This window comes from Mesorhizobium sp. M0909 (assembly GCF_040319515.1).
Classification (GTDB): domain Bacteria; phylum Pseudomonadota; class Alphaproteobacteria; order Rhizobiales; family Rhizobiaceae; genus Mesorhizobium.
Genome location: NZ_JAMYOA010000014.1, coordinates 91083 through 103741 on the forward strand (window position 1 = coordinate 91083; position 12659 = coordinate 103741).

The window sequence follows — 12659 nt, forward strand, 5'->3', positions numbered from 1 at the left end:
GGCCGTCACATGGTAGAGCTTTACGGCAAGACGCTGTCGCGCCGGCAGGTCTCGGAACGCTCGGGCATGCTGTCGCAATTCGCCGGCGTGCGGCTGATGACGCTTGGCGACGGGGTGGAGCGCGGCATCCGCATGCTCGAATTCCGCACCGGCTCCGGCCTGCGCTTCACCGCACTGGTCGACCGGGCGCTCGATGTCGCCGATTGCGACTTCAGGGGCCAGGCGATCGGCTGGCATTCGCCGAGCGGCTTTCGCCATCCCGGCCTGCACGAATACGAAGGCGAGGAGGGCCTGGCCTGGGGGCGGTCGTTTTCCGGCCTTCTGCTGACCTGCGGCCTCGACCATATATTGTTCATGAACGAGGTACCGGCCGACACCTACAACTATCCGCCCAAGAAGACGGTGCGCCACTCGCTGCATGGCCGCGTCAGCACCATCCCGGCGCGGCTGACCGGCTACGGCGAGACCTGGGACGGCGACCACTGCGTGTTGTGGGCCGAAGGCATCGTCCAGCAATCGACTGTATTCGGCGAGGATCTGCACCTGCTGCGGCGCATCGAGGCCGATGTCGGCGGCAACGAGATCCGGCTTTCGGACCGTGTCGTCAATCACGGCTTCAACCGGACGCCTCATATGTATTTCTATCACGTCAATGTCAGTCATCCGGTGCTCGACGAGGGATCGCGCTACCTGGCGCCGATCCGCGACGTCGTCTGGGCAGGCCATGCCGGCGAGCGCTATGAAGCGCAGAAGGTCGGCTACCGCACGGTGCCGGCGCCGCAACCGGGATTCAAGGAACAGGTCTGGCAGCACGAACTCGGCGCCGACAGCACCGGCCAAGTCCCGGTGGCGGTGGTCAACGACAGGCTCGGCCTCGGTTTCGAGGTGGTCACGCGCAAGGACCAGTTGCCCTGCGCCTATCAATGGCAGAACTTCCAGGCCGGACAGTACGCGCTTGGCATCGAGCCGTCGACGCATCATGTGCTTGGGAATCTGGCGGCGCGCGAACGCGGCGAGATGATCTGGCTGGAGCACGGCGAGAGCCGCACCTACGATGCGGTGTTCCGGGTTCTCGACGGCGCCGGCGAGATCGCCGCCGCCGAAAGCCGGATCGCGGCGATTGCCAGACAGCCGCAGCAGGATTATCCGCAGCCGTCGGGCCGTTTTCCTGTTCTTGGAGGCAGGTCGTGATAATGGCGAATAGGATACGAGACACCAGTTGGGAGGCTGGCTCCGGCCGGAGCGGGGAGGGCTCGCGGCCGATCGGGAATTGGAGGTCACAATGGCTGGCACGGTAAAGCGCGATTACAGCCTGGTCGGCGAAAGCACGCGCAGGGCGATCGAGACGGGACTGGCCTCGGCGGAGTGGTACCACACGGATGTTCCCCGCAAGGCGATCAAGGAGTTGATGCAGCGCTCGGACGGCCCGGCGATCCGCGACACGATCATCTGGATCGTCGCCATCCTCGGCTCGGCCGCCGGCGCCATCTATTTCTGGGGTACCTGGTGGTGCGTGCCGTTCTTCTTCGTCTACGGCGTGCTCTACGGCTCGTCCAGCGACTCGCGCTGGCACGAATGCGGCCATGGCACTGCCTTCCGCACGCGCTGGATGAACGATGTCGTCTACCAGATCGCCAGCTTCATGCTGATGCGCAACCCGGTGACCTGGCGCTGGAGCCATGCCCGCCACCACACCGACACCATCATCGTCGGGCGCGACGCTGAGATCGCCGTGATGCGCCCGCCGGACCTTTTGCGTGCGGCGCTGGCTTTCACCGGCATTCTCGATTTTCGCTATTCGCTTCCGGCGCTGGTACGCCAGGCGTTCGGCAAGCTGACGCCCGACGAGAAAAGCTACGTTCCCGAGATGGAACAGCACAAGGCCGTCATCGCGGCGCGCTGGCATATTGCCATCTACGTCGCCACGATCGCGCTCGCCGTTTTCATGCGGTCGTGGATACCGGTGGTGCTCATCGGCGTGCCGCGCCTCTACGGCACCTGGCACATGGTGATGACCGGCCTGCTGCAGCACATCGGTCTGGCCGACAACGTCGTCGATCACCGGCTCAACACCAGGACCGTATACATGAACCCGATCAGCCGGTTCATCTACTGGAACATGAACTACCACGTCGAGCATCACATGTTTCCGATGGTGCCTTACCACGCGCTGCCCAGGCTGCACGAACTGATCAAGCACGATCTGCCGGAGCCGAACCCGTCGATATGGCATGCCTATCGCGAGGTCTGGCCGGTCCTGCTCAGGCAGCTCAAATACGAGGATTATTTCCTCAAGCGCGAACTGCCGCCAACGGCTAGGCCCTATCGTGGCGAGTTCCACGAAGTGAACATGTCGGCGGCGGCTGAATAGGCACCGCAGCAGCGCAACGCAGAAATTTCGGGAGAAGCAGAGATGGCCGATTGGGTCGAAGCGTGCGCCGTGGACGATGTCGACGAGGAAGACGTCATCCGCTTCGATCATGGCGGCCGCACCTTCGCTATCTACCGTTCGCCGGACGATGAATTCTTCGCCACCGATGGGTTTTGTACGCATGAGAAGGCGCATCTGGCCGACGGGCTTGTCATGGACGACATCATCGAATGCCCAAAGCACAATGGCCGCTTCAATTACAAAACCGGCCAGGCCAAAGGGGCTCCCGTCTGTGTCAATCTGCAGACCTATCCCGTCAAGGTGGAAGCTGGCAAGGTGATGATCCAGATCGCCTGACCGGCCTTCTGTCACGTAGCAAAGGGACCAAAATCCATGAGCCGGAAAAGACCGACCGTTGCAGACCTGCGTGCCCTGAAGGGCAAGCGGCAGCTGACGATGCTGCGCGTGCTGACGATGGACGAGGCCGAGGCCGCCGAACGCGCCGGCGTCGATATCGTCTCGGTGCCGCCGGAGCTGGTGCTCAATCCGCAATACCGCGATGCGGCACCCAGCCTGTTCACCATGCCGGGCGAGAATTTCTTCGAGATCGGCACCGCAGATGATTTCGTCCGCTGGGCGTTCCGGCTCTACAAGGCCAGCGCCGATGCGGTCTATTGCAGCGCCGGCTACGCCACCATCAAGCGGATGGCCGACGATGCCATTCCGGTAATCGGCCATGTCGGTCTCATCCCGTCACGCGCCACCTGGACCGGCGGCTTCAAGGCCGTCGGCAAGACCGCCGATACCGCCATGCAGGTGTTCGAGGCGGTGAAGCAACTGGAGGCCGCCGGCGCGATCGGCGCCGAGATCGAGGTGGTGCCGGTCGAGGTGGCCAAGGCGATTTCGGAGCGGACGTCGCTGATCATGTTGTCGATGGGGGCGGGCACCGGCTGCGATGCGCAATACCTGTTCGCCGACGACATCCTCGGCCAGAACCGTGGCCACATGCCGCGCCATTCCAAGGTCTATCGCAATTTCGCCGCCGAATACGATCGCCTGCAGGCCGAACGCATCGCTGCCTTCTCCGAATATGTCGCCGATGTGAACAGCCTGGCGTATCCCGAAGACAGACACGTCGTGCACATGGACCCGGACCAGCTCAGCCTGTTCCTGGAGAAGATCGAAGCCGCATAAAGACACCCCAGCAGGCACAAAGCGTCATCGCGGATCGTAAAAAGCCGGTTCGGCGCCAGGGCCAGGTCATCGCATGGCCGGCTGCGATGCCACACGAAAGTTTGTTGGACCAGGTCTGGACGGCACCGGCCAGATGCTGTTGAAACCGGTGCGTCATCGGTTTGCCGGACAATTGCGCGGTTGCTGATGGAGCGGGTGAAAATTCCCCTTCGGACAGTCTGTGTATGACCGCCATTCCCGAAAACAAAGCCTTGCCCGAAACCGCGCCGGCGGCGCGGCAAGCTCGGCGGGTGGCACTGATCGTCGCCGTCGCCTTTTTCATGCAGCTTCTGGATTCGACCATCATCTCGACCTCGCTGCCGCAGATGGGAGAATCCTTCGGCGTGCCCGCGGTGGCGATGAGCATCGGCATCACCGTCTATATGCTGACCATGGCGGTGTTCGTGCCGCTGTCCGGCTGGCTCGCCGACCGTTTTGGCGCGCGCAACATCTTCCTCGCGGCGATCGCGCTGTTTACATTGGCCTCGCTCGTTTGCGGCATCTCACAGAACCTGGCCGAGTTCGTTGCCGCCCGCGCGGTGCAGGGCCTGGCCAGCGCGCTGATGACGCCGGTCGGCCGCATCCTGGTGCTGCGCAATGCACCGAAATCCGAGCTTCTCAACGCCACGGCGCTGATCACCTGGCCGGCGCTGTTTGCGCCGGTGGTCGGGCCGGTGCTTGGCGGCTTCATCACCACTTATCTCTCCTGGCACTGGAATTTCTTCATCAACATCCCGCTTGGGGTTGCCGGTTTGGCGCTGATCGCCCGCTTCATTCCCGGCGACCGCGAAGCCGGAGCTAAGCCGCTCGATTGGCCGGGCTTCCTGCTAACCTCCGTCGGGCTCGCCTCGATGCTCTATGGCCTCGAGCGCATCGCGCATCCGCAAAAGGGTGTGTTGCCGACCGTGGCACTGCTCGGCACGGGCATTTTGGTCGGCTGGCTGGCGGTGCGGCATCTGCGACGCGCCAACCATCCGCTGCTCGATCTCACAGCTTTCAAGGTGCAGACCTTCGCCATCTCGACGCTGTCGGCCGGCACGATTTTCCGGATCGCCATCAACGCCACGCCGTTCCTGCTGCCGCTTTTGTTCCAGGTCGGCTTCGGACTGAGCCCGGTCGATGCGGGCATGATGATCCTGGCCTATTTCTTCGGCAATCTCGGCATGAAGGCGGTGACGTCGCCGACGCTGAGGCGCTTCGGCTTCCGTTCGGTGCTGATCGTCAACGGGGTGATCGCCTCCTTGTCGATCATGGCCTGCGCGGCGCTTTCGCCGCAGACGCCGCAAGCGTTGGTGGTGGTGCTGATGCTGATCGCCGGACTGTCGCGTTCGATGCAGTTCACCGCGCTCAACACACTGGCCTTCGCCGATGTGGCCCCACTGCAGCGCAGCTCGGCGGCGACGTTATCCAGCATGCTGCAACAGGTGGCGATGCTGTTCGGCGTAGCGGTCGCCGCGGCACTGCTCAACCTGTCGCAGATCGCCAGGGGCGCTGCGGCGCTCGATCTCGTCGACTTCCGACTTGCCTTCCTGGCGATCGGCGCAATCGGGCTCGCAGCCTCGTGCCGCTTTCTGGCGTTGCCGAACGTTGCCGGCGCCGAGGTCTCGGGCCATGTTTTGCGGAGCTGAAATCGGCCGCAGTTGTCCGACCTGTGTCGGCGGAGGCGGGGAGCTTTTCCTTCTCTCCTTGGGGAGAAGGTGGATCGGCGCGTAGCGCCGAGACGGATGAGGGTGTTGGAGAAATGTGACGCGCAAATATCGAGGAATTTAAAGTGCTTACGTCTTCGAGGTAGCGATCCTTCCAGCACCCCTCATCCGACCGAGCTTCGCTCGGCCACCTTCTCCCACAACAAGGGGAGAAGGAAAGGGCGGTGCTACACCGGCCGATATATCTTCTCCGCCGTGTTCCAAAAGACATCCGCCTCGGCGGTCGCGCCGTGTTTTGCCACGGCCTGCCGGTGCGCCCTGATCAGCTCGGCGTGGCTGGTCCACAGTTTCTCAATCGGGAAGTTCGAGCCGAACATCAGATGGTCGCTGCCGAGGATGTCGATGGCATTGTCGACGATATAGCCGATGAGCGCCGGATCGTTACGGTGGACGAATGTGCCGAGGCCGGACAGCTTTGCATAGAGGTTGGGCGCCGCTGACAGCTTGCGCAGCCCTGCCTTCCAGGCCTCGGTGGTTTCGGGCTCCATGCCGGTCAGCATGCCGGCGTGGGTGAGAATGAAATTGGTCTCGGGGTTCTCGCCGACGAGCGTCAGCCCATCCTTCATCTGGGCGGGGAAAAGCTGCAGGTCGAAGGACAGGCCGTAATCCTTGAGGCGCGCGACATTGGCCCGCACCTTCGGGTCGATGACCTGATCGACCGAGGCGGCGAAGCGGAAGGCCGGCGTTTCGTGCCAGTGCAGCTGCATGCGCACGCCGCGCAGCAGAGGGTATTTGATCAGCCGGTCGATCTGGGAACGCACGTCGTTCACGGTCATGTCGGCATAGCCGACAATGGCGTGCGGCCAGCCGGTTTCTTCCGCGGTCTTCTGCAGGAAGGCGACCTCGTTCTCGAAATCCTCCTTGGCCCAGTTGGTCTGGACATAGACCGCCTTCTCGACGCCCGAGCCTTGCTGGTCGGCAAGGAATTCCTCGATCGGATAGTCGCGGCGGATCGGCTCGTAGGGGCCAAAGATGCGCGGCACCATCGGCCCGACCAGCCACGGCTGGTCCTTTTGGCGCCAGATGTGGAAATGCGCGTCAATCGCCTTCTGCATCACGAAACCCTCTTCCAGATTGCCGCGGCCACGGGGGCGGGGCGGGCGAGCGACAGGATGAAATCGGTGAGGCCCGCGATGGACGAGCCGTCGACCAGGTCGTCGAGCATCGGCAGGATGGCGCGAAGTGCTGCCGTTGCCGGCTGGAAACGCGGATCGCCGGCCAACGGCGTCGCCAGGGAGAGTCGGAAGGCTCGGGCAAGCAGCCGGCGCATCGCCATTTCCAGCTCGGCATGATCGCCGCGCTCGAGCGCATCCGACAGGATGACGATTGCCGCTCCGCGTGCAAAGGCGGAGAAGCGCGGCACCGAGAGGAAGGCTAGCAGCGTTGGACCCATGCGGGTGCCGCCGTCCCAGTCGTCGACCTGGGCAGCGGCGCGGGCCAGCGCCTGGTCGCGGTCGCGAATACGCAGCGCCGAGGTGATGCGGGTCAGCCGTGTGCCGAAAGTGAAGACCTCCGCCCGGTCGGCGCCTTGCACCGCCGCGTGTGCCAGCTTGAGATAGTCCGATGTGTAGTGCTTCATCGAGCCCGACACGTCGATCAGGATGAGAAGCTTGCGCGGCACTGTCTGCCGCCGGCGCAGCAGCGGCGAGGGGATATCGCCGTCGGCACTGACGATTTCGCGCAGCGAGCGGCGCAGGTCGAGCTTGCCGCGCGCATGCGTGCGCACGGTGCGGAAGGACCGGCGGGCGGGCAAAGCGGTGGCGAGCTTGCGGCGGAAGGCGGCAAGCCCGTCGCGATCGCGCTGGAACTCGCGGACGCTCAACTGTTCGCTGGCCGAAGACAGTTCGCCGCCTTCCTCCTGGCGGACCACTTCGATTTCTTGTTTGCTGGTTTTGCCGTCGTCCTTGATGCGGGCTTCCTCGTCGGCGTCGCCTTCGACCAGCGCCGCGGCATCCCCGTAGAAATGGCTCCGGAAATGCGCCTCGAATTCGTCGCGGCGGTCGGGCGGCGGCGCCAGCGTGGCGAGGGCCGCTTCGCGGATGTCGGCCATCGAGCGTGGGCCGAGCAGCGTAACCGCCTGCATGAAACCGGAGACCTGCTCGGGCGCCACCGGGAAGCCGTAGCGGCGCAGCAGCCGGCCGAAGCCGAGGAAGGGTGCTGCCCCTTGAGGCAGGCCCGCCGCGCTCACGCCAGCGCCTCCTCGACAATCTTGCCGAGCTCGGGCGCGATGCAGGAAAGGTCCTCCTCATCCTTGATCAGCACGCCGATGGCGCGGCGGAAGGCTTCCGGCCAGGGGCTGCCGCCCTTTTCGAGGATGGTGGCGGCACTGGCCCATTCGACCGCCTCGGCGATGCCTGGCGGCTTCGCCAGCGGACGCGCGCGGATGTCGCGCACGGCGGAAGCCACGGCGCGCGCCGTGGCCTCGGCGACGTCGCCGGCGCGCAGCACGATGATCTCGGCCTCGCGAATGGCGTCGGGATAGGTGATCCAGTGATAGACGCAGCGCCGCCGCAGCGCCTCGGCCAGTTCACGGGTGCGGTTCGAGGTCAGGATGACGATCGGCTGCGCCGTCGTGCGAATGGTGCCCCGCTCGGGAATGCTGATCTGGAAATCGGACAGGAACTCCAGCAGCAGCGCTTCGAATTCATGGTCGGAACGGTCGATTTCGTCGACCAGCAGCACGCGCTTTTCCGGCGCCTTCAGCACCTGCAGCAGCGGCCGCGCGATCAGGAAACGGTCGTCGTAGATGTCGACCTCGTGCTCGCCGGCATGGCGGATGGCGAGCAGCTGGCGCTGGTAATTCCATTCGTAGAGCGCATGTGCTGCATCGATACCCTCGTAGCATTGCAGCCGCACCAAGTCGCGCCCGAGCACCTCGGCAATCGCTTTGGCCGCCTCCGTCTTGCCGACGCCGGGCGCGCCTTCGAGCAGCAGCGGCTTGCCCAGCCTGATCGCCAGGAAGATGGCGGTGGCCAGGCTTTCATCGGCGAGATAGCGCGAGGCGGCGAGGCGGGACGCCACCGCCTCCGGCGAGGTCGCGACTGTCTCTGCGCTTGAAGTCCGGGCGCTTCTCTTGGGCATTTCCAGCACTCAGTTCGATGCTTGCGCCTTCAGCGCCCGCAGGATGCGCTCCGGCGTGATCGGCAGCGTGTCGATGCGCACACCGACGGCGTCGAAGACGGCGTTGGCCACCGCCGGGATTTGGGGGTTGGCGCACATTTCGCCCGGCCCCTTGGCGCCGTACGGCCCGTCGGCCGAGGGCCTCTCCAGCACGATGATCTCGGTTTGCGCGAGATCGCCAGGACCCGGCATCAGATACTGGTTGAAATCGGTGCCGCCATGGTCGCGGTTGGGATAATAGGGCTCGGTCGTTTCGTAGAGAGCATGGCTGATGCCCATCCACGAACCGCCGACGAGCTGCTGCTCGACCATTTTCGGGTTCAGCGCGCGGCCGATCTCAAAGACGTTCTTCACCGTCAGCACGGTGACTTCGCCGGTCTCGTCATCGACCTCGACCTCGGCAACCGTGCAGGCGTGGGCGTAGCAGGTCGACGGCTTCATCGCGCCGGTTTCCTTTTCGGGATAGGAGCGGGGGATCAAAAACATGCCGCGGCCGGAAATCGAGCGGCCGCGCTTGAAATGCGCCGACAGCGCGACATCGAAGATCGAGATCGATTTTTGTGGCGCGCCCTTGACCAGGATGTTGCCCTGGCCATCGGTCTCGAGGTCCGACGCATTCACCTCCAGCTCCTCGGCCGCTACTTCCAACATCACCTGGCGGGCTTCCCTGGCCGCCTGGATGACGGCGTTGCCGGCGCGGTGCGTGCCACGCGAGGCGAAGGTGCCCATGCAGTGCGGACCGGTGTCGGTGTCGGCGGTGTCTACGACGACACGGTCGGTCGGCACGCCGATCGTCTCAGCGCAGATCTGCGCCATGATCTGCTTCATGCCCTGGCCAAGATCGACACTCGACAGCGTCACCATGAAATTGCCGGTCGGCGTCGAATGCACCAGCGCCTGGGTCGGGTCGCCGCCGAGATTCATGCCGGTCGGATAGTTGATCGCGGCAACGCCGCGTCCGCGCCTGATCGCCATCTCAAGCTCCCTTCGCGTAAGACGACATCGCCATGAACTTCTCCGCCACCGGCCAGTTGGCGGCGCGTGAGGCTTCCTGCATGCATTCGATCAGCGCCGCTCCCTCGGTCGGCTGGCGATGCGCCTTCATGTCGCCGTCGCGGTAGGCGTTGATGAAGCGGAATTCGAGCGGGTCCATGCCGATCAGCCGTGCGAGCTTGTCCATCTGCACCTCCAGCGCAAAATCGCCGATGGTGACGCCGAAACCGCGCATCGCCGAGGACGGGGTGCGGTTGGTGTAGACGCAATAAGTGTCGATCCAGACGTTCGGGATCGTATACGGGCCGGGATAGTGGCCTGCGCCCTTCTGCGCGCCGTAGGGCGAATGGCGCGAATAGGCGCCGGCATCGGTGTAGCCGGTGACTTTGCGCGCGACGATGCGGCCGTCGTTCATGACGCCGTCCTTGATGACGACCTTCTCGGCGGCGCGCGGCGAGGAAATCTGCATCTCTTCCTCGCGGCTGTAGATAAAACAGACCGGTCGTCCTGTTATTTTGGCGCCGAGGATGGCGATCGGCTCGACGATGACGTCGACCTTGCCCCCAAAGCCGCCGCCGACGGTGCCGCCGACGAAATGCAGCTTGTTGCCGGGCATCTGCAGGATGATCGAGGCGTTGTCGAGGGTGAAGAACATCGCCTGCGTGTTGGTGTAGCAGGTGAAGCGGTCGTTACCCTCGGGTGCGACGATGCAGCCTGTCGTCTCGGTCGGCGCATGCTCGATCGGTGAAGACCGGTAGGTCTGTTCGAGCACGTGGTCGGCTCCGGCAAAGCCTGCCTCGACATCGCCGAAGCGCACCTTGCGGCATTCGCCGCTGTCGTAGAGGTAATAATTGCGGCCGTGATATTCGTTGACGATCGGCGCGCCGGGCTTCAACGCTTCGTCCATGTCGAAGACGGCCGGCAGCACCTCGTAATCGACCTTGACCTTGGCGACGGCTTCCTGGGCGGCACGCTCGGTCTCGGCCAGCACCGCCACCACCGCCTCGCCCTTCCAGCGCACCTTGCCGTCGGCCAGCACCGTTTCGTCCTCCGGCCCGATCTGGATCAGGATCAGGATGGTGTAGACATTGTGGGGCACATCCTTGGCGGTCAGCACATTGACGACGCCTGGGTGCTTTTCCGCTTCGGATATGTCGATGCTGCGGATGCGGGCGTGGTGGTGCGGGCTGCGCACCATCTTCAAATGCAGCATGCCGGGAAAATTGCGGTCGGCGAAATAGGTGGTCTTGCCGGTGACATGGCCGGGTAAATCCGAACGCGGCCGCGGCTGGCCGATCTCGTGCAGATCGTCCTTGCGCTGGTCGGCGAAATAGCTCTTGCGGAGTTCCATTGTCTTAACTCCCCTCAAGCCGCGTTCTGCGAATTGGACCGCGCGGCGGTCAGCACCGCCTGGATGATCGGCTCGTAGCCGGTACAGCGGCAGATATTGCCCGACAGCGCCTCGACCACGTCCTCGCGGCTGGGGTTCGGCGTGTGATCGAGCAGCACCTTGGCGGCCATGATCATGCCCGGTGTGCAGAAACCGCATTGGGTGGCGAAAGCGTCGAGGAAAGCGCGTTGCAGCGGATGCAGCACGCCGCCTTTCGAAAGCCCTGATGTTGTGGTGATAGTCGCACCATTGCAGGCCTCTGCCAGCGTCAGGCAGGAGAGCCTGAGTTCGCCATCGATGATGACCGAGCACGCACCGCAGGTGCCCTGATGGCAGCCGCCCTTCGGCGAGGTGTCGCCGATCTTATCGCGCAGCGCACGAAGCAGCGTCGTGCCGCTGTCGATGAACTCGGCTTTCTCCGCACCATTGAGCGTGAACTGAACCGGGACCTTTGCCATCTTTTTACTCCTTGCGCCGCAGCCAGACGGACATGCGCGCCATGGGCTTTCAGGCGAGCAGCAGCCGGGCGAGATGGACCGGCAGGACTTCGTTGCGATACCAGGCACTGGCGATTGGATCGGTTGGGGGCGAAGTGCCGTCGCGGGCAACAGCCAGTGCCGGTGCAATGCCGTCTGCGGTGAGTTTGCGGCCAATCAAGGCTTTCTCCGCCGCCCTGGCACGGATCGGCCGGTCGGCCATGCAGCCGAACGCGATCCGCGCTGACGACACGGTTCCGTCCGGCGCCTGTTCCAGCACGGTTGCGATGCTCAGCACCGAGACGCCCTTTGGCTTGACCCGCGACACTTTCAGGAAGCGAAAGCCGCCTTCCTTCGGAAGCGTGACGCCGACCGCCGTGACGATGGCGTCATTGCTCGCGCGCTTTGCCAGGAATGTCTCAATCGGCAGCTCGGAGTCACCGGTGCTGACGGTTGCGTCCAGAGCCAGCAGCGCAACGGTGAAATCACCGTAAGGTGTCGGCGCGAAGAGATTGCCGCCGACCGTCGCCATGTTGCGGATCGCCGGTCCGCCGACACCGCGCGCGGCGTGGGCCAGGGGGGCGAGATCCGGATGGCGGGCGATCGCCGCCATGGTCACCGAAGCGCCAATGCGGACCTCGTTATCGGAAACGGCGACGGCCGACAGCGCCGGCTCGGTCGACCTGACGAAACCGGAGATCGACACATCGCCTTCATTGGCGGCGCGAACGACCAGCGTGCCGCCGCCGAGATAGCGGGCGCCGGCGGCTTTCAGCGCCGCGCCGGCGTCCTTCACCGTCGGGAAAGTCTGCAGTGCAAGCGTCATGGAACGCTCCTGTTTGTCAGCACAGTCCAGTTCAACCTTGGCCGGCAAAATGGGCCTTCAGAGCGTTGAAGCCGCCCTGGAAGACGTTTGCGCCCATGCCTTCGGCCAGCTTGTCGGCTTCCTCCGGGGGCGCGTCGAAGCTGGCGGTCCATTCGGCGTAGGTGCGGTCGCCGTCGGTCACCCGGCGCAACTGCAGCGTCGCCTTGTGGTTGGTGAGCGGCTGCGGCGTCTCCAGGATGGAGTAGCTGACGAGGAAATTCTCGTCGGAGAAATCGAGCAGCTTTTCGCGTAGGCGGGCGCCGCTGGCGAGCTGGAAATTGCGTATGCAGCCGATCGTGCCGGCATCCTTGCCGTCCTCGATATGACTTTCGACCATGCGCGGGTGCCAGGTCGGCAGGCCGTTGAAGTCGCGTATGCGCGCCCAGACCTTTTCGACCGGCGCGTCGATGACGCTGGAGATAGTGACTTTCGCCATTTGATCGTTCCCTCGCAAATCAGCTGCCTGGGAGGGTAGGGCGGCGGACTTGGCGGCGCTTATCAATGC

General features: G+C 64.3%; 13 protein-coding genes. 5 read left to right on the plus strand and 8 right to left on the minus strand.

Going from position 1 to position 12659, the window contains the following annotated elements:
- Window positions 1-9 precede the first annotated feature (9 nt).
- The 5 genes from NKH83_RS21435 (at window position 10) to NKH83_RS21455 (ending at window position 5232) form a co-directional block, all read left to right on the plus strand.
- Window positions 10-1191, plus strand: a complete 1182-nt coding sequence (locus tag NKH83_RS21435; protein WP_352807269.1) for an aldose 1-epimerase family protein — start codon at window positions 10-12, stop codon at window positions 1189-1191.
- Between the two features lie 91 nt (window positions 1192-1282).
- The gene (locus tag NKH83_RS21440; RefSeq protein ID WP_352799397.1) at window positions 1283-2371 is read left to right on the plus strand and encodes a fatty acid desaturase family protein; all 1089 of its coding nucleotides are present in this window, start codon (window positions 1283-1285) and stop codon (window positions 2369-2371) included.
- A gap of 42 nt (window positions 2372-2413) precedes the next feature.
- Window positions 2414-2728 carry a MocE family 2Fe-2S type ferredoxin gene (locus NKH83_RS21445; RefSeq protein WP_287249971.1) on the plus strand — a complete coding sequence of 105 codons (315 nt, stop codon included), beginning with the start codon at window positions 2414-2416 and terminating at the stop codon, window positions 2726-2728.
- A 36-nt stretch (window positions 2729-2764) separates the two neighbouring features.
- Window positions 2765-3565: a 3-methyl-2-oxobutanoate hydroxymethyltransferase gene (locus NKH83_RS21450; RefSeq protein ID WP_352644886.1), complete on the plus strand. Its 801-nt coding sequence runs from the start codon at window positions 2765-2767 to the stop codon at window positions 3563-3565.
- 224 nt (window positions 3566-3789) lie between these two features.
- Window positions 3790-5232 (plus strand): DHA2 family efflux MFS transporter permease subunit, encoded by a 1443-nt coding sequence (locus NKH83_RS21455; RefSeq protein WP_352807274.1) that lies wholly within the window; start codon window positions 3790-3792, stop codon window positions 5230-5232.
- A 245-nt stretch (window positions 5233-5477) separates the two neighbouring features.
- Here NKH83_RS21455 and NKH83_RS21460 read toward each other — a convergent pair whose 3' ends face one another.
- From NKH83_RS21460 to NKH83_RS21495, 8 genes are read right to left on the minus strand one after another with little or no spacing between them, the layout of a single operon-like run.
- Entirely contained in the window at window positions 5478-6365 is an 888-nt protein-coding gene (locus tag NKH83_RS21460) for an amidohydrolase family protein (RefSeq protein ID WP_352475467.1), read from the minus strand.
- Window positions 6365-7498, minus strand: coding sequence for a vWA domain-containing protein (locus NKH83_RS21465; protein ID WP_352475466.1), 1134 nt, complete (start codon window positions 7496-7498; stop codon window positions 6365-6367). The genes NKH83_RS21460 and NKH83_RS21465 overlap by 1 nt, the downstream gene beginning before the upstream one ends.
- Window positions 7495-8391, minus strand: coding sequence for an AAA family ATPase (locus tag NKH83_RS21470; protein ID WP_352475465.1), 897 nt, complete (start codon window positions 8389-8391; stop codon window positions 7495-7497). The genes NKH83_RS21465 and NKH83_RS21470 overlap by 4 nt, the downstream gene beginning before the upstream one ends.
- Before the next feature lie 9 nt (window positions 8392-8400).
- The gene (locus tag NKH83_RS21475) at window positions 8401-9405 is read right to left on the minus strand and encodes a xanthine dehydrogenase family protein molybdopterin-binding subunit (RefSeq protein ID WP_254820526.1); all 1005 of its coding nucleotides are present in this window, start codon (window positions 9403-9405) and stop codon (window positions 8401-8403) included.
- Window position 9406: 1 nt separating this feature from the next.
- Window positions 9407-10774 carry a xanthine dehydrogenase family protein molybdopterin-binding subunit gene (locus tag NKH83_RS21480; protein ID WP_352475464.1) on the minus strand — a complete coding sequence of 456 codons (1368 nt, stop codon included), beginning with the start codon at window positions 10772-10774 and terminating at the stop codon, window positions 9407-9409.
- Between the two features lie 14 nt (window positions 10775-10788).
- Window positions 10789-11271 (minus strand): (2Fe-2S)-binding protein, encoded by a 483-nt coding sequence (locus tag NKH83_RS21485; protein ID WP_352475463.1) that lies wholly within the window; start codon window positions 11269-11271, stop codon window positions 10789-10791.
- Between the two features lie 49 nt (window positions 11272-11320).
- Window positions 11321-12115, minus strand: a complete 795-nt coding sequence (locus NKH83_RS21490; protein WP_352475462.1) for an FAD binding domain-containing protein — start codon at window positions 12113-12115, stop codon at window positions 11321-11323.
- Between the two features lie 31 nt (window positions 12116-12146).
- Window positions 12147-12590, minus strand: a complete 444-nt coding sequence (locus NKH83_RS21495; RefSeq protein ID WP_352475461.1) for an SRPBCC family protein — start codon at window positions 12588-12590, stop codon at window positions 12147-12149.
- Between the last annotated feature and the right edge of the window lie 69 nt (window positions 12591-12659).